Below are 17,025 nucleotides of genomic sequence, written 5' to 3'. Positions count from 1 at the left end.
TTGCAACTCAGCCGCGGTTGAACACCAGCCCGGCGTCGCCGGCGTCGACCTGCACCGTGTCTCCAGCGGCGAACTTGCCATTGAGGATCAGGCTCGCCAGCGGGTTTTCGATCAAGGTTTGGATCGCGCGCTTCAGTGGCCGTGCGCCGTAGACCGGGTCGTAACCGGCTTCCGCCAGCTGGGCGAGGGCTGCTTCGCTGAAGGTGATGCCGATGCTGCGCTCGGCCAGGCGCTTGTGCAGGTAAGCGGTCTGGATGCCGGCGATGACGCGAATCTGCGCCGCCGCCAGTGGCCGGAACACCACCGCTTCGTCGATGCGATTGATGAACTCCGGCCGGAAATGCTGGCCGACGACGGTCATCACGCCTTCCTTGATCGCTGCGTAATCCTCGCGCGTCGCGCTGTTGCCCATCAGCTCCTGAATGAGTTGGGAGCCGAGGTTCGAGGTCATCACCACGACGGTGTTGCGGAAGTCGACGGTGCGGCCCTGGCCATCGGTCAGGCGGCCGTCGTCGAGCACCTGCAGCAGCACGTTGAAGACATCGGCATGTGCCTTCTCGACCTCGTCGAGCAGGATCAGCGAGTACGGCCGGCGGCGCACGGCTTCAGTCAGATAACCGCCTTCGTCATAGCCGACGTAACCCGGAGGCGCGCCGATCAGCCGGCTCACGGAATGCTTCTCCATGAACTCGCTCATGTCGATGCGGACCATCGCGTCCTCGGTATCGAACAGGAAGCCGGCCAGCGATTTGCACAGCTCGGTCTTGCCGACGCCGGTCGGACCCAGGAACAGGAAGGAGCCGATCGGCCGATTGGGATCGGACAGGCCGGCGCGCGAACGGCGGATCGCGTTGGCGACCGAGGTCAACGCTTCTTCCTGGCCGACCACGCGCTGGCGCAAGGTGTCTTCGAGGCGCAGCAGCTTGTCGCGCTCGCCTTCGAGCAGCTTGCTGACCGGGATGCCGGTCCAGCGGCCGACCACTTCGGCGATCTCTTCCTCGGTGACGCGGGTACGCAGCAGTTCGAACTTGGTCTGCGTCGTCGCGCTGGCAGCGGCCAGCTTCTTTTCTAGTTCGGGAATCTTGCCGTATTGCAGCTCGGCCATCTTGGCGAGATCGCCCGAGCGGCGCGCCGCTTCGAGCTCGACCTTGACCCGTTCCAGTTCCTCGCGGACACCGGCGCTGCCGGCGACGCTGGCCTTTTCGGACTTCCATTTCTCTTCGAGATCCGAGTACTCGCGTTCCAGCTTGGCGATCTCGGCCGCCAGCGTTTCCAGCGAGCGCTTGGCACCCTCGTCGGTCTCGCTCTTGAGCGCTTCGCGCTGGATTTTGAGGCTGATCAGCCGGCGTTCGAGCCTATCCATCGACTCCGGCTTGGAATCGCTTTCGATGCGCACGCGAGACGCGGCTTCATCGATCAGATCGATCGCCTTGTCGGGCAGATTGCGGTCGGTGATGTAGCGGTTGCTGAGCTTGGCGGCGGCGATCAGGGCGCCATCGGTGATCTCGACGTTGTGATGGGTTTCGTAGCGATCCTTGAGGCCGCGCAGGATGCCGACCGTGTCTTCCACGCTCGGCTCGCCGACCAGCACTTTCTGGAAGCGGCGTTCGAGTGCTGCATCCTTTTCGACGTACTTGCGGTACTCGTCGAGCGTGGTCGCGCCGATGCAGTGCAGCTCGCCGCGGGCGAGGGCGGGCTTGAGCATGTTGCCGGCGTCCATCGAGCCTTCGGCCTTGCCGGCGCCGACCAGGGTGTGAATCTCGTCGATGAACAGGATCACCGTGCCGTCGGTCTTGCCGAGGTCATTGAGCAGTGCCTTCAGGCGCTCTTCGAACTCGCCGCGGAACTTGGCACCGGCGATCAGCGCGCCGAGATCCAGCGACAGCAGACGCCGGTTCTTCAGGCCTTCCGGCACTTCGCCATTGACGATGCGCTGGGCCAGGCCTTCGACGATTGCCGTCTTGCCGACACCGGGCTCGCCGATGATCACCGGGTTGTTCTTGGTTCGCCGTGACAGTACCTGGATGACGCGGCGAATCTCCTCGTCGCGGCCGATGACCGGATCGAGCTTGCCGGCCATCGCGCGGGCAGTGAGATCGACGGTGTATTTCTCCAGCGCCTGGCGCTGTTCCTCGGCGTTCGCGGAATCGACCTTCTGACCACCGCGCATCGCGTCGATCGCCCGCTCGATGCCGTCCTTCTTCGCACCGGCGTCGCGCAGCAGCTTGCCGAGCGCGCTCTTGTCTTCGGTCAGCGCCAGCACGAACAGCTCGGTGGAGATGAACTGGTCCTTGCGCTGCTGGGCGAGCTTGTCGGTCAGATTCAGCAGGCGCGCGAGATCGCTGCCGACGTTGACTTCGCCGGTCGGCGTGCCGATCTTCGGCAGGTTGTCGAGCAGCGCGCCGAGCTTGCCGCGCAGGCCATCGACGGCGACACCGCCCTGGGCGAGCAGCGGCAAGGTCGAGCCGCCTTCCTGCTCGATCAGCGCCTGCAGCAGATGGGCCGGATCGATCTGGTTATGGTCGCGGCCCACGGCAAGGCTCTGCGCATCGGCGAGCGCCTGCTGGAAGCGGCTGGTGAATTTTTCCATTCGCATGGTGCGAACCTCGTGTGAGTCTGGTCTGGATGCAACGGGATGCCTGCAAGCTGCGGACATTGCTGCGGCTTTCAAGCCGCTTGAAAGTGCGCGCGGCGGCGCCATCATCCGCCTATCCGGCTGGCGGCCTCCGTACGGTTCGCGCCTTACAATCCGCCCGTACTGAATTCCCCTTGAAGACTCGAACCGGATGAACATCAGCCTCGATCCCACCGCTCCGCCGGACGCTGCGTTCCCGACTCGCGTGCCGGTCACTGCGGCGTCGATCGCGGCTTATGTCGCCGATTCGATCGCGGTGAAGCAGCAATTGCTGGCCGATACCGCGCTGCTGGCGAAGATCGCCGACGTGGTCAGCCTGTGCATCGCCACCTATCGCGCCGGCGGCAAGATTCTGGTCGGTGGCAATGGCGGTTCGGCGGCGGATGCCCAGCATCTGGCGGCGGAACTGGTGGCCCGTTTCGAGTACGACCGGCCGGGCCTGCCAGCGATGTCGCTGAGCACCGACACCTCGGCGCTGACGGCAATCGGCAACGATTACGGCTACGAATTCCTGTTCGCCCGTCAGCTCCAGGCGCTGGCGCGGCCGGGCGATCTGTTCATCGGCATCACCACGTCCGGCAACTCGAAGAACGTGCTGAAGGCTTTCGATGTGGCGCCGAAGTTGGGCGTCACCCGCATCGCGCTGTGCGGCAGTGGCGGCAAGGCCAAGGACATCGCCGAACACGCGCTGTGCGTGCCGTCCGCACACACACCGCGCATTCAGGAATGTCACATCCTGATCATCCACATCCTGTGCGCGCTGCTCGAGGAGAACCTGTTTCCCGAGCACAAGGCGCCGAAGCCGGCGGTGCTCTGAAGCTCAGGGATTCCGATTGGTCGGCAGACGCTTCTCGAACTCGGCGCGCTCCATTTCGGTCTCGACTCGGGCGTCGTTATCGACCGGCTGATTCTGCTGGGGCGTGATCAGGTAGACCGCAGTGTCGAGCACCTTCTTGACGAGCGACGGTGGTGGTGGCGGTACGGTGTTGTCGCAACCCAGACAGGGGCCGCCTTCCATCAGCTGGCGAAGTTTGCGGTCCGATTCCTCGAAGGCATTGAGCTTGCCGTGCACGGTGACTTCCGGCAGCGGAACCGCTGGGCCGGTCGATTCCGTGGGTGGATGCAGGTCAAGGGCAGTGCTGGTCGCCACCGGCAGCAGCACGGCGACCAGCGTTCGCAGGGTGTGGCGCAAAACGGGCCCGAACGCATCCTGCATCGAGGTCTCGTATCAGTGTCGCGGTAACGGCGAGGCATCGTCATAAAGCGACTTTCCGCTATCGTTGCAGGCCACCGACCCGAACACAAAAAGGTATCGCTACAAAAATGACCAAGGCCTACAAGAATCAGGAATTCCTGCTGAGCGACGAAGCGCGCGGCGTGCGCATGCTCTGCGAGTACCTGGAGCCGAAGCAGCGTCTTGAAGCCGCCGGCGTCAAGCGGGCGATCATCCTGTTCGGCTCGGCACGCACGCGGCGTCTGCAACCGGCGGCAGGTGCGAGTTCGACGCCTGATTACTACGCCCTGGCCGCCGATCTCGCCGAGCGCTTCGCCCGCTGGACCACGGACAATCATCAGGGCGACGAGCGCTACTTCCTGTGTACCGGCGGTGGTCCCGGGATCATGGAGGCCGGCCACGAAGGCGGCGCGCGGGTCGATCGCAATCTGAACATCGGCTTCAACATCTCGCTGCCGTTCGAGCAGCACATCAATCCGTTCGTGAAGGATGACCACTCCTACGAATTCCACTACTTCTTCATGCGCAAGTTCTGGTTCATGAACGTCGCGGAAGCCTTCGTCGTGTTCCCGGGCGGTTTCGGCACGCTCGACGAGCTGTTCGAAGCCTTGACCCTGACCCAGACCGGCAAGGCGCGGCCAATGCCGGTGGTGCTGTTCGGCAAGGAGTTCTGGGACGGACTGGTGAACTTCGAGCGTCTGGTCGAGCGCGGTCTGGTGTCGCGCGCCGATGTCGATTCGCTGGTGATGGCAGAGACCGTGGACGAAGCTTTCGATGCGATCGTCAACGGCCTCGCGCAGCCGAAGCGGCCACGCCGGATCTAAACCGACAGTGTCACCGTCACGCGCGCACCGCCGAGCGTTTCGGCCTTTCCGAGCGCGATGCTGCCGTCGTAAAGCTTGACCAGCTCGGCCGCGGCACCGAGGCCGATGCCCTGGCCTGGCGTCAGGCTGTCGGCACGGACGCCGCGACTGAGCAGCTTGTCGGCATCGTCCGGGAAGCCGGGGCCATCGTCGTCGATCAGCAAGGTCAGCATCCGCTGCTGGATCGTCACCGTCAGGCGGACTTCGGTGCGGGCGAACTTCGAGGCGTTGTCGAGCAGGTTGCCGATCAGCTCGTAGAGATCGCCCTCGTCGGCGCGCACGCGCAAGGAATCGGGTACATCGATCGTGAAGCGCAGCGACTTCGCTGCGTAGACCTTGGCCAATGCGCCGGCAATCTTGTCGGCCAGCGGCTTGATCGCCACCGGTTCGGCGAGGGTCCGGCGCCCGGCGGCGGCAGCCTTGCGCAGCTGGTGATTGGTGATTTCCTGCATGCGATCGACCGGATCGCGCAGCTTGTCGCGGGCATCGGTCGCCAGGGTCCGGTCATCGACCAGACCACGCAAAACGGCCAGCGGCGTCTTCAGCGAATGGGCGAGATCGTCGAGCGCATTGCGGTAGCGCTGCTGCTGATTGCGCTCGGCGGCGATCATCGTGTTCAGGCCTTCGGCGAGCGGCGTCAGCTCGGTTGGATAGACCGCGTCGATGCGTGACTGCTGGCCGGATTCGACGCCGCGTAGTTCGCGCACCAGCTTGCGCAGCGGCGACAGGCCCCAGCCGAGCACCAGTACCTGAACGATGATCAGCGCGAAGCTGGCGCCGCCCAGCCAGATCCACAGCAGGTTGCGGAAGGCATGCAGCTGGACGTTGTAGTCGTTCTTGTCTTCCATCACCGCGACGGTGTAGCGCTGCGGTTTCGGCTTGGCCGAGAACAGGCGCAGGCCGCCGTTGTCGCTTACCCAGCGGATGCCGTAGGTGCTGGCGAAGCGGTCGTCGAGTTCGGTGAACAGGCTGGCGCCGACATCCGGGGCCAGCAGTTCCGGCACCTTGCCGGCGAAGCTCGGACTGCGCCAGATGACCTTGCCGGAAGCGTTGAAGATCAGCGCTTCAAGCCCGGATTGCACGCGCGTCAGGCGTGGATCGGGCAGGGCGCCGACGCTGATCGTCAGTTGATCGCGGTCATTGGAATCGGCGGCGCCGAGCAGCGCGAAGATCATGCCCTGCTGCTTGTCGCGCTGCGCCTGCAGCGCACTGCCGCGGAAGGCCTGATCGAGACCGGCGCCGCAGAGCAGCATGAAGCCCATCAGCACCAGGGTGGCAACGACCAGCAAGCGGGTGCGTAGCGACTTCATCGCCGGCAGACCGCCGTCACGCGCGCGGCAGGTTCCAGCGGTAACCGCTGCCGCGCTGGGTGGCGATCGGGTTCAGGGTGTTGTCCGGATCGAGCTTGGTGCGCAGGCGGCGGATGAACACCTCGATGACGTTGGAATCGCGTTCCTCGTCCTCGTTGTACAGGTGCTCGGTGAGGGTCGATTTCGACACCACTTCGCCGGCGTGCATCACCAGATACTCGAGCACCCGGTACTCGTAGGCGGTGACTTCCACCGCCGCGCCGCCGAGGCTCACCGTCTTCGAGGCGGTATTCAGAATGATCGGGCCGGATTCCAGTTGCGGCGAACTCCAGCCGCCGCTGCGGCGGACCAGTGCCCGAGCGCGGGCCAGCAGCTCTTCCTTGTGGAAAGGCTTGACCAGGTAATCGTCAGCGCCGGCTTCAAGGCCTTCGACCTTGCTCTGCCAGCCGTCGCGGGCGGTCAGGATCAGGATCGGATAGCTGCGGCCGGCCTTGCGCACCGCCTTGATGATGGCGATGCCCGGCGTCTTCGGCAGGCCGAGATCGATGATGGCGATATCGAGCGGATATTCGACGGCCATGTACTGGCCCTGCTCGCCATCGGCAGCCGAATCGACGGCATAGCCTTCGTCGCTCAGGTGGCGGCAAACCTGCTCGCGCAGGGCGGGATCATCCTCGACGACGAGCGCACGCATCGACAGCTCCGAACAGACTGAAAGAAAGTTGAGGGTGCTACTGAACGTAGACGACGCGGACTTCGCCATCGCGCAGCAGTTTCACACGATAGCCGTTGCCGCTCGGTTCCACCGAGAGCACGCGGCCGCCGCCATTCTGGTTCTGCGCCTGGCGCGCGGCCTCGTTCGGGCTCAGACCACCGCGCGGCTGTTCGTCCCGGTTATCGCGGCCCGGCGCCAGGAAGGGCGTATCGAGCCGCAAGCCATTGCGCCGATCCGCCGACGCGGGCGCGCTGCCGAGCATTCCGGCAGCGAGCACGATCATCAGGAGGGCGGCGCGCATCAATGGATTCCGGGCTGGAGTGGGACGGTCAGCGATCAGTACGACGCCGGGCGAACGTTGACCTCGACGGCGATACGGTCACCCGGGTCATATGGCAGACGGGTGTCGTAAATGCGACCGTGGTAACGATAACGCACGTCATAGCCATCAACACGCTGTTCGTAGCGCGAATCCTGCACCGTGGTGCAGCGTTCCTCGTAGCCATAGCTCGGCTCGCGATAGCCGCCACCATTGTTGCGGCCGATGCTGGCACCGGCGCTGGCGCCGACCACGGCACCGGCAGCGGTGGCGAGCGCACGGCCCGAGCCCTGGCCGAAACGGTTGCCGACCACGCCGCCGACCACCGCGCCGAGCACCGCACCAACGCCGCCGTTGTTGCGGCCGCCGCGATAGCCATCGTCATAGACGACTCGTTCGTCGCGGCATTCCTCACGCGGCACGGTCACGCGCACATCACGGTAGATCGGACGAGCATCGACCACCTCGGCGTACTCGACGCCATCGTCATGACGGCCAGCCTGCGCGGCAGTCGAAGTACCCAGTACGGCAATGGCAGTCAACAGCGCGGTCAGCTTGGTGTTCATGTCTGGTGTTCCTCGGATGGACGTGACGGATTCCGGCACGGTGCGAGGGTCAATCTACGCAGCGTTCCTGAATTGAGGCTGAACTGTTCCCGCCTCGCGCAGGGTCTCAGTCGGCATCGAGCCGCGAACGGTTGCGGGTTTCCGGCAGACGGAGATAGACGGCGAGCGAAACCGCGATCATCGCGCTGACATACCAGTAGAAGCCGGTCTCGCTGCCGATGCCCTTGAACCACAGCGCTACGTACTCCGCCGTGCCGCCGAACAGCGACACCGTCAATGCATAAGGCAGGCCAACGCCGAGGGCGCGGACGGCGACCGGAAACAGCTCCGCCTTGACGATGGCGTTGACCGCCGTATAGCCGCTGACGATCACCAGGCCGGTCAGCATCAGCGCGAATGCAGTGAAGGCGTCGCCGGCCGTGGCCAGCGCGCCGAGCAGCGGCACGGTACCGAGACTGCCGCCGATGCCGAAGAAGATCAGCAGCGGCCGGCGGCCGACCTTGTCTGACAGCGCGCCGAACACTGGCTGCAGCAGCATGTAGACGGTCAGCGCAGCCGCCGAGATCAGGGTTGCGTCGTCCTTGCTGAAGCCGCCGGTGTTGACCAGGAACTTCTGCATGTAGGTCGTGTAGGTGTAGAACGCCAAGGTGCCGCCAAGGGTCAGGCCGACCACGGTCAGTACTTCACGTGGATGCTCCCGCAACAGGCGACGCAGCGGCGCGCGTTCGGGCGCGGCCTGTTTCGCGAAGCTTTCGGTTTCATGCAGGCCGCGGCGCAGCCACAGCGCCGCCAGGGCCAGCAGGCCACCGATCACGAATGGAATGCGCCAGCCCCAGGCGTCCAGTTCGGCCGGCGTCAGCAGCCAGCGCTGCAGTGTGATCAGCAGCGCCAGCGCGGTCAGCTGGCCGAGGATCAGGGTCACGTACTGGAAGCTCGACCAGAAGCCGCGATGCTCCTTCGAGGCGACTTCGCTGAGGTAAGTCGCCGAGATGCCGTATTCGCCACCAAGGCTCAGTCCCTGCACCAGCCGGCAGATGACCAGGATGATCGGCGCGGCGACGCCGATCTGCGCATAGCCCGGCGTCAGCGCGATGGTCAGCGAGCCGGCGCACATCATCAGCACCGACAGCAGCATCGCCGCGCGGCGGCCCTTGCGGTCGGCGAGGCTGCCCATCAGCCAGCCACCGAGCGGCCGCATGAAGAAGCCGAGCGCGAAGATGCCAGCGGTATTCAGCAACTGGGCGGTCGGATCGCTGCCCGGGAAGAAGGCTTTCGAGAAGTACAGCGCGAACGCCGAATACGCGTACCAGTCGTAATACTCGACGAGGTTGCCGATCGAGCCGCTGAAGATCGCCCGGAAGCGGGCGCGTGGCGTCATCGGCACTGCGTTCATGGCTTGAGTCCTTCAGGGAAGTTTGTCGGATACTGGGGCGGCAGGTAATCCAGGGTCAGGCCCAGCGCCCATAGCAGCAACAGCACCACCGGCAGATGGATGATGAACTGCAGGAAGGTGTAGCCGACGATGTCGCGGACTTTCAGTTTGACGATGCCGAGCAACGGCAGCATGAACAGCGGATTGATCAGATTCGGCAGCGCTTCCGCCGCGTTGTAGATCATCACGCTCCAGCCCAGGTGCACCTTCAGCTCGTTGGCCGCCTGCATCACGTATGGCGCTTCGATCAGCCACTTGCCGCCGCCCGAAGGCACGAAGAAGCCGAGCGTCGCCGAGTACAGGCCGATCACCGCCGGAAAGCTTTCCCGGGTGGCGATACCAGCGAAGAAGGTCGACAGATGGCTGGCGATGGTCGCGCCGTCCGGCGCTTTGGCGGCAGTCAACACCATGGCGATGCCGGCGTACAGCGGGAACTGGATCATGATCCCGGCCGTCGACGGCACCGAGTGGGTCACCGCATCGAGGAAGCGGCGCGGCGTGCCCTGCAGCAGCAGGCCGATGACCAGGAACAGGAAGTTGTAGGTGTTCAGATTGGCGATGCCGGCGATGAAGCCACGCGCGGCGAACTCGCCCCACAGCCACGCAAGGCCGAGCAGCGCCAGCGCCCAGTTCAGCCAGGGACTGTGCTCCGGCCGCTCGCCGGGCCGCAGTTGGCGCGCCGCTGCTGGCTGCGGCAGCGAGACATCGATGCCGAGCTGCCTGGCGGTCTGTGCCAGGGCCGGCGCCGGTGCCGAGCGCACGGCGATCAGCCAGGACATCGCGACGATGACCACGGTCATCAGCAGCGACTGCCACAGGAAGATGGTCTGCGTGAACGGGATGACGCCGGTGATCGCCAGCAGTTCCTTGCTCATGCTCGCGGCATTGGCCTGGAACTGTGCGGCGGTGGACGACAGGCCCAAAGCCCAGACCGCGCCCAGGCCGAGATAGCCGGCCGCCGAGGCAGCGCGATAGTCCATCGGCAGCTCGCTGCGCCTGGCCAGCGCCCGGACCAGCAGGCCGGCGGCGACGAAACCCAAAGCCCAGTGCAGCAGCGACAGCGCCATGCAGGTCATCGCCACCAGGCCGACCGCGCCGGGGCCGGTCTTCGGTTGCGCGGCGAGCTTCTCGATCAGCCGGGAAACCGGTGGCGACAGCGCCACCACATGGCCGCCGATCAGCACGTAGCAGACCTGCATCGTGAACGGGATCAGCGACCAGGCACCGTCGCCGAAAGCCTTGACCGTTGTTGCCGGCGTGGCGCCGATCGCGAGTGCGGCGACGCAGACGATCAGCACCGCCGAGACCGAGAACACCCAGGCATCCGGGAACCAGCGTTCCGACCAGACGCAGAAACGCAGCGCCAGTCGCGACATCGGATTGCCTGGATTCACGCCATCTCCCTTTGGGAGCTTGTCCGCCAACGCGAACAAGCTCTTAGCCGGGCATCGTCGATCGCGACGCCTCGTTGATCGTCGCGATGATAGCGGCGCAAGCAGTGGCTCAACGAAAAACGCGCCGGGGTTAGCGGCGCGTCGTTCGCAGCCAGTAGCTATTTACTGAACTGCCTTGCCTGTGAAGTAAGCCTTGCGGATGTCACGGCCGCACTGGACGCTGGTCCAGTAGGAATTGGCCCGCAGCTGTTCGCGGGCGACGATGCCGTAGGTGGTCTTGTCCTTGGAAATCCAGGGATAGAAACCGAGCAGGCCGGGCGACGAGAAACTGCCGTCGCCGGTGCGCGGGTCATCTTCCACCCAGTGGTTCAGGCTGTAGTGCCAGGCTTCCTTGACCGGGCTGGTCAGCGCGCCTGGGCAGCTGCCAGGCAGGGTGCAGACGGCGTCCTTGCCGAGGAATTCCTTCATCCGCAGCTGGCCGTTGATGATCTTGCGCAGGAAGCCGGCATAACCCGCCGGAGTGCCTTCCAGGCCGCCGGCCGGCTGTGGCTTGTCGTAGACCAGGCCGAGATCGCCGCCGAGGTAGCGCTGCACTTCCTGGGTCATCTGCGCGGCGCTGTAACCGCCCAGGCCGAGATCGATCGCCAGCTTCTGATCGTGACCACCGCCGTACGAGAACTTGCCGACTGCCGACGAATCCTGTTCGCCATTGCTGCGCGAAGTCAGGCAGGACTCGGCCGTGCGGCTCAGCAGACAGGCAATCGGATTGAACTTGACCAGGCCGGAACGCATGGTCAGCGCCTGCACGGTGCGATCGTCCGGCTGCTTGTCCTTGCCGATCTTCTCGAGCACGTAGGCGCCCCAGACGAACTTCGACGCCGAGGCGATCTTGATCGACTTGTTCGGTGCGTATTCGTCACCGACCGAGCCCGAAACCACCGTGCCCTTGCCGTCACCCACTTCCCAATAGAAATCGCCGATCGCCTTGCAGTTGGCGCTGCCGTTGGCAGTGGCCGTTGCGGCGGCGTTCGGGCCGGAGCTGGCGGCTGCCGGTTCGGCCTGCACGGATGGCGAGGAGCAGCCGATCAGGCCGGACAGCGCCAGGCCGATGGCCAGAAACGGGCGGCTGGGAAGCAGCGGCACCAGCAGGTGCGAGCGAGGTGGATTCACGGTGACTCCAGGGGGACGGGGATCAGGATGGGACGGCGCTGCGCTTCAGACCGCGCGTTGCAGCTTGCGGTTCAGCTTACTCGTCACTGCCCAGCAAGCCACCGAGCAGACCGCCGCCGACCAGGCCACCCCCGACGCCGCCGAGCAGCGAACCCTCGTCGCGCGAGCGGCCGCCCATCGCCGGTGCAGCCATGACGATGCGGTTGGCCATCCGCGACAGCGGCAGCGACTGCAGCCAGATCCGTCCCGGGCCCTGCAGCAGGGCGTAGAACAGCCCTTCACCTGAGAACAGTGCCGACTTCAGCTTGCCGACGTACTGGATGTCGAAATTGACGCTCGGCTGCATGGCGACGATGCAGCCGGTATCGACTCGCAGGGTTTCGCCCGGCGCCAGGGTGCGCTCGTACAAGGTACCGCCGGCATGGATGAAGGCCAGGCCGTCACCGTCGAGCCGCTGCATGATGAAGCCCTCGCCGCCGAACAGGCCGACACCGAGCCGCTTCTGGAAGGCGATGCCGATCGAGACACCTTTCGCAGCGCAGAGGAAGGAATCCTTCTGGCAGATCAGCGTGCCGCCGACGTCCGGCAGATGCACCGGCACGATGGTGCCGGGGTAGGGCGCCGCGAAGGCAACCTTCTTCTTGCCCATGCCCTGATTGGCGAACACCGTGGTGAACAGACTTTCACCGGTCACCAGGCGCTTGCCGGCGCCGGCCAGCGAACCCCAGAAGCCTTTGTTGGCCTGCGAGCCGTCACCGAAGATGGTGTCCATGACGATGCCGTCTTCCATGAACATCATCGCGCCGGCCTCGCCGATCGCCGCTTCGTTCGGGTCCAGTTCGATCTCGACGAACTGCATGTCTTCGCCGTACAGCTTGTAATCGATCACATCCATGGCCATGGGTCTTGCTCCTCGGGGCTGGGTGGAAAAAGTGTGCTGGACAGATTGTGCCGCAAGCCCGCGGCGTGGCGATGACGCCCGCCCGGGATTGCTGCCTCAGAACTGCGGCAGCAGGCCGCGCTTGTCGTAGGCACGGAACAGCGTGCGGGCCAGCACCCCGAGCGTGCGGCGGACCTCTTCCGGCGTCGCATGGCGCAGCGGCAGCACCACGGCTTCGACGATCGAGATGATCGCCCGCGACATGTCGTCGAGATCGTCGCCGAAATCGAAATGGCCCAGTTCGACGCCGCGCGCCAGCACGCTGCGGATAACCTCTACCGACCGTGCCTCGAAAGCCCGCTGACCGGCAGCGAGTTCGGCGGTATCGGGGCTGTCAGGGATCAGCCAGTAGCCGGCGATGCCATTGCGCACCAGCGGGTCCTGAAGCAATCGGCTGATGCCGTTGAACAGCGCCAGCACGCCCGCCACCGGATCGGCCTCGGCGCGCATCACGTCGAAAATGTAGCTGTCGAACAGGGCGTGCAGCCGGCGCAGGCAGGCCAGATAAAGCGCTTCCTTGCTCGTGTAATGCCAGTACAACGCACCTTTCGAAAGCTTGGCCGCGGTCGAGATATCGCCGATCGACACACCGTCGTAGCCATAGCGGCCGAACAGGTCGAAAGCGCAATCCTGGATTGCTTTCAGCGTGTCGAACTGTTCGTGTGCAGGTTTGCGGGCCATGGGCTGAGCTGAGAAACGTCGGGCAATTATCAACAATGAATGACATTGCTGCAGCACGAGCCTGATTGGCCGCCGATCAGCCGCTGAATAGGATCGAGGCAGATCATTCGGCGGTAAACTTGCGTGCTGGCCAATCCGCCAGTTTCCTCGGCATCACCGCATCGGCATGAACGATTTCACCAAGTGGGGCCCTTCGACGCTCGGCATCCGCGCGGCCGAGCCGCGTACCGGGGAGATGGAGCACTCGGCGGCGCTTCATCTGACCTCTTCGTTCGTCTACACCAGCGCGGCCGAAGCGGCGGCGGTGTTTGCCGGCGAGAAGAAGGGCAACGTCTATTCGCGCTTCACCAATCCCACCGTGCATGCGTTCGAGGAACGGCTGGCGGCGATGGAGGGCGGCGACGCCTGCGTGGCGACGGCCAGCGGCATGTCGGCGATCCTGTCGATGTGCATGGCGCTGCTGAAAGCCGGTGATCACATCATCGCCTCGCGGACTCTGTTCGGCGCCACGATCAATCTGTTCAACAACGTGCTCGGCAAGTTCGGCATCGACACCACGTTCGTCGATCCCAGTGATCTGAACGCCTGGGGCGCGGCACTGCGTCCGTCGACCAAGCTGTTCTTCGTCGAGACGCCGAACAACCCGCTGACCGAGATCGCCGATATTCGTGCGCTGGCCGACATCGCCCACGGTGCCGGTGCGATTCTCTGCGTCGACAACTGCTTCCTGTCGCCGGTGCTGCAGCAGCCGCTGAAGCTCGGTGCCGATCTGGTCGTCCACTCGGCGACCAAGTATCTCGATGGCCAGGGCCGCTGCATGGGTGGCGCGGTGGTCGGCGATGCCCAGCGGGTCGGCAAGGAGGTGTTCGGCTTCATGCGCACCGCCGGGCCGAGCATGAGTCCGTTCAACGCCTGGGTATTCCTGAAAGGCCTGGAGACCCTGGGCCTGCGGATGCGCGCGCACTGCGAATCGGCACTGGCATTGGCGCAGTGGCTGGAAGCCCAGAAGGGCATCCGCCGGGTGTTCCATCCCGGCCTCGCCAGCCATCCGCATCACGAACTGGCCAAGCGTCAGCATCTGCGGTTAAGTCCGGGCGGCATCACCGGCTTCGGCGGCATCGTCTCGTTCGAGGTCGAGGGTGGCCGTGAAGCCGCCTGGAAGGTCATCGATTCGGTGCAGATGCTGTCGATCACCGCCAATCTCGGTGACACCCGGACCACGATCACCCATCCGGCGACCACCACCCACGGCCGCATCTCCGCGGAAGCCCGCAAGCTGGCGGGCATCACCGAAGGCCTGGTGCGGGTCGCGGTGGGGCTCGAGAATGTCGAGGACATCATCAACGATTTGTCCGGCGGCCTTTAGATGCAGGCGGCGGCCGTCGAAAAACTCCGGGCCCGGCTGGCCGGCAGCAACGAGGTGCAGCGGCCGGTCGCGCGTCTCGATCTGCCGCTGAAGCTCGATTACCTGCTCAGCGAAAGCGCCGTCGCGCTGCTCAAGCCGGCGGCGGTGCTGGTGCCGATCATCCGCCGCCCGCACGGCCACACCGTGCTGCTGACCAAGCGCGCCGATCATCTGCGCCAGCACAAGGGCCAGATCAGTTTCCCCGGCGGCCGTCGCGATGCCGGCGATGTCAGCCTTGCCGCGGCGGCGCTGCGCGAAGCGCATGAGGAAGTGGGCCTGCCGCCGTCATCGGTGCAGGTGATCGGCTACCTCGACGATTACCCGACGATCACCGGCTATCGGATCACCCCGGTGGTCGGCTACATCGAGGCCGATTTCGTCGCCGCGCCGGAACCGGGCGAGGTCGCTGAAGCCTTCGAGCTGCCGTTGGACTGGATCACCGGCGACAACCGCTTCGAGCGCAAGGAAATGACCCGCATCGGCGTGACCATGCCGTTCCTCGAACTGAAGTTCGGCGAGCACGCGATCTGGGGTGCGACCGCCGGCATCCTGTGGAACCTGCGCGAGCAGTTCGGCCACGGATGAGCGAGCCGAAAGCCGAGCCATTCGCCGACGCCCTGCAGCTGCAGGCTGATGCCGCCGCACAGGGTTTCGACTGGGACGATCCGCAAGGTCTCTGGGACAAGCTGGCCGAGGAAATCGCGGAACTGCGCGAGGCAGACAATGCGGCGCATCGTCAGGAAGAACTCGGCGATCTGCTGTTCATGATCGCCAACATCGCTCGTCATCTGCAGCTTGATCCGGTTGCCGCACTCACGGCTGCGAACGCCAAGTTCCGTCGCCGCTACGGCCACGTTGCCGCCCAGCTCGACAGCCTGCCGCCGCTCGGCGATCCGCAGCGCATCGTGCAGATGGAAGCGCGCTGGCAGGACGCCAAGCGGATCGAGAAAGCTAAGTCCGGGGCCTGATCTTCTCTCGCCACTCGGCCGCTTTCGCCAGCACCGCCGGTTCATCGAGCGTCAGCAGCCGGCGATCACGCATCAGCGCGCGGCCGGCGACGTAGACATCGGTGACCTGATCGCGGCCCACTGCGTAGGCAAGGATCGAGATCACGTCGTAGACCGGCGTCGTCGATGGATGATTGAGATCGATGGCGATGAAATCGGCGGACTTGCCGGCCACCAGGCTGCCGATGTCGGCATCCAGGCCCAGGGCCTTCGCGCCATTGAGCGTGGCCAGCTTCAGCGCCTGCGCCGCTGGCACCGCGCGGGGGTCGCCGGACGTGCCCTTGGCCAGCAGCGAGGCTGTGCGCATCTCGGCAAGAAGGTCGAGATCGTTGTTGCTGGACGGGCCATCAGTGCCGACCATCACGTTGGCTCCGGCGGCGATCAGCCTGGCGATCGGCGCGATGCCGCTGGCCAGCTTCAGGTTCGATTCCGGGCAATGGGCGATGTTGACGCCGAGCCGGCCGCAGTCGGCGATCTCGTCGTCGGTCAACTGGGTCATGTGCACGGCGATGAAATCCGGGCCAAGCAGGTCCAGCGACTTCAGCCGCTCCCAGGGCCGGCGACCATCGGCGGCGACCGCGCCGTTCACTTCATCGGCGGTCTCGTGGACGTGCATGTGGATCGGCAGACCCATCTCGGTGGCCAGTTCGCGGATCCGCAGCAGCGGCGCGTCGGACACCGTATATGGCGCATGCGGCGCGAACGCGGCGCTGAGCAGCGGCTGCAGGCGGATGTCGTTCTCGTAGACGTCGAGCCCCTTGCGGATGTACTCGTCGGCATTCGCGGCCCAGGTGGTCGGGAAGTCGATCAGCAGCAGGCCGATCACTGCCCGCATGCCGGTCTGCGCCGCGACTTCGGCGGTGGCGTCCGGGAAGAAATACATGTCGTTGAAACAGGTCGTGCCGCCGCGAATCATCTCGGCCGCGGCCAGCCGCACGCCGTCGACGCAGAACGCGCGCGACACATGCGCGCCTTCGGCCGGCCAGATGTGGTTGTTGAGCCAATCCATCAGCGGCAGATCGTCGGCGATGCCGCGCAGCAGGGTCATCGCCGAATGGGTGTGACCGTTGACCAGACCGGGCATCACCGCATGATCCGCGAGCACCAGGGTGTCGCGCGGCGCATAGGTCTGGCGCGCGAAATCGGCCGGCAGGATTTCCAGGATGCGGCCGCCGTCCACGGCCATCGCATGGTCCTCCAGCGCCTGGCCTTCGGGTTCGATGGTCACCAGCCACTTCGGGAATACCAGCAGATCGATCGGTTGCATGGAGTTGGGTGATGAATGGGATAGCCCAGTTTCGCAGGTCGGGCAGGGCGCGTGTCTGCTCGGACGATAGAATGCCGGTCCCGCAAT

17 protein-coding genes are annotated in these 17,025 nt (G+C 65.2%); 5 read left to right on the top strand and 12 right to left on the bottom strand.

Annotated elements, in window-relative coordinates; genetic code table 11:
* Positions 1 to 7: 7 nt before the first annotated feature.
* Complete coding sequence (gene clpB, locus G513_RS0112745) at positions 8 to 2,596, bottom strand: ATP-dependent chaperone ClpB (protein WP_028475490.1); 2,589 nt, start codon at positions 2,594 to 2,596, stop codon at positions 8 to 10.
* A gap of 190 nt (positions 2,597 to 2,786) precedes the next feature.
* On the opposite strand from clpB, the gene G513_RS0112740 reads away from it, so the two are divergent.
* Complete coding sequence (locus G513_RS0112740) at positions 2,787 to 3,452, top strand: D-sedoheptulose 7-phosphate isomerase (protein WP_022977232.1); 666 nt, start codon at positions 2,787 to 2,789, stop codon at positions 3,450 to 3,452.
* Positions 3,453 to 3,455: 3 nt separating this feature from the next.
* Here G513_RS0112740 and G513_RS0112735 read toward each other — a convergent pair whose 3' ends face one another.
* Positions 3,456 to 3,851: a hypothetical protein gene (locus G513_RS0112735; RefSeq protein WP_022977231.1), complete on the bottom strand. Its 396-nt coding sequence runs from the start codon at positions 3,849 to 3,851 to the stop codon at positions 3,456 to 3,458.
* Positions 3,852 to 3,958: 107 nt separating this feature from the next.
* Here G513_RS0112735 and G513_RS22880 point away from each other — a divergent pair, with 107 nt between their 5' ends.
* On the top strand, positions 3,959 to 4,693 hold the full coding sequence (locus tag G513_RS22880; RefSeq protein WP_022977230.1) for an LOG family protein: 735 nt from the start codon (positions 3,959 to 3,961) through the stop codon (positions 4,691 to 4,693).
* On the opposite strand, the gene G513_RS0112725 is transcribed toward G513_RS22880, so the two are convergent.
* From G513_RS0112725 to G513_RS0112685, 9 genes are all read right to left on the bottom strand, one after another.
* A complete protein-coding gene (locus G513_RS0112725; protein ID WP_022977229.1) occupies positions 4,690 to 6,042 on the bottom strand; it encodes an ATP-binding protein in 1,353 nt (450 codons plus the stop codon). The genes G513_RS22880 and G513_RS0112725 overlap by 4 nt on opposite strands.
* Before the next feature lie 16 nt (positions 6,043 to 6,058).
* Complete coding sequence (locus G513_RS0112720) at positions 6,059 to 6,736, bottom strand: response regulator transcription factor (RefSeq protein ID WP_022977228.1); 678 nt, start codon at positions 6,734 to 6,736, stop codon at positions 6,059 to 6,061.
* A 37-nt stretch (positions 6,737 to 6,773) separates the two neighbouring features.
* Positions 6,774 to 7,058: a hypothetical protein gene (locus G513_RS0112715; protein ID WP_022977227.1), complete on the bottom strand. Its 285-nt coding sequence runs from the start codon at positions 7,056 to 7,058 to the stop codon at positions 6,774 to 6,776.
* 35 nt (positions 7,059 to 7,093) lie between these two features.
* Positions 7,094 to 7,642, bottom strand: a complete 549-nt coding sequence (locus G513_RS0112710) for a glycine zipper 2TM domain-containing protein (RefSeq protein ID WP_022977226.1) — start codon at positions 7,640 to 7,642, stop codon at positions 7,094 to 7,096.
* Positions 7,643 to 7,748: 106 nt separating this feature from the next.
* Positions 7,749 to 9,035 carry an MFS transporter gene (locus tag G513_RS0112705; protein WP_022977225.1) on the bottom strand — a complete coding sequence of 429 codons (1,287 nt, stop codon included), beginning with the start codon at positions 9,033 to 9,035 and terminating at the stop codon, positions 7,749 to 7,751.
* Entirely contained in the window at positions 9,032 to 10,450 is a 1,419-nt protein-coding gene (locus G513_RS22875; protein ID WP_022977224.1) for a short-chain fatty acid transporter, read from the bottom strand. The genes G513_RS0112705 and G513_RS22875 overlap by 4 nt, the downstream gene beginning before the upstream one ends.
* 180 nt (positions 10,451 to 10,630) lie before the next feature.
* Positions 10,631 to 11,638, bottom strand: a complete 1,008-nt coding sequence (locus tag G513_RS22870) for a hypothetical protein (RefSeq protein ID WP_245563111.1) — start codon at positions 11,636 to 11,638, stop codon at positions 10,631 to 10,633.
* A 76-nt stretch (positions 11,639 to 11,714) separates the two neighbouring features.
* On the bottom strand, positions 11,715 to 12,539 hold the full coding sequence (locus tag G513_RS0112690) for a TIGR00266 family protein (protein WP_022977222.1): 825 nt from the start codon (positions 12,537 to 12,539) through the stop codon (positions 11,715 to 11,717).
* Between the two features lie 96 nt (positions 12,540 to 12,635).
* Positions 12,636 to 13,259 carry a TetR/AcrR family transcriptional regulator gene (locus tag G513_RS0112685; protein ID WP_022977221.1) on the bottom strand — a complete coding sequence of 208 codons (624 nt, stop codon included), beginning with the start codon at positions 13,257 to 13,259 and terminating at the stop codon, positions 12,636 to 12,638.
* Between the two features lie 166 nt (positions 13,260 to 13,425).
* On the opposite strand from G513_RS0112685, the gene G513_RS0112680 reads away from it, so the two are divergent.
* Genes G513_RS0112680 through G513_RS22860 form a run of 3 tightly spaced genes read left to right on the top strand, consistent with a single transcriptional unit; the run spans position 13,426 to position 15,632 of the window.
* Positions 13,426 to 14,625: an O-succinylhomoserine sulfhydrylase gene (locus G513_RS0112680; RefSeq protein WP_022977220.1), complete on the top strand. Its 1,200-nt coding sequence runs from the start codon at positions 13,426 to 13,428 to the stop codon at positions 14,623 to 14,625.
* On the top strand, positions 14,626 to 15,249 hold the full coding sequence (locus G513_RS22865; RefSeq protein WP_022977219.1) for a CoA pyrophosphatase: 624 nt from the start codon (positions 14,626 to 14,628) through the stop codon (positions 15,247 to 15,249).
* Positions 15,246 to 15,632, top strand: a complete 387-nt coding sequence (locus G513_RS22860) for a MazG nucleotide pyrophosphohydrolase domain-containing protein (RefSeq protein WP_022977218.1) — start codon at positions 15,246 to 15,248, stop codon at positions 15,630 to 15,632. Before G513_RS22865 ends, G513_RS22860 begins: the two co-directional genes overlap by 4 nt.
* Here the strand turns inward: G513_RS22860 and G513_RS0112665 are convergent.
* Positions 15,616 to 16,938: a TRZ/ATZ family hydrolase gene (locus G513_RS0112665; RefSeq protein ID WP_022977217.1), complete on the bottom strand. Its 1,323-nt coding sequence runs from the start codon at positions 16,936 to 16,938 to the stop codon at positions 15,616 to 15,618. The genes G513_RS22860 and G513_RS0112665 overlap by 17 nt on opposite strands.
* Between the last annotated feature and the right edge of the window lie 87 nt (positions 16,939 to 17,025).

It is taken from the genome of Nevskia ramosa DSM 11499 (genome assembly GCF_000420645.1).
GTDB classification, from domain to species: Bacteria; Pseudomonadota; Gammaproteobacteria; order Nevskiales; family Nevskiaceae; genus Nevskia; species Nevskia ramosa.
This window is presented reverse-complemented; position numbering and strand designations above follow the sequence as displayed.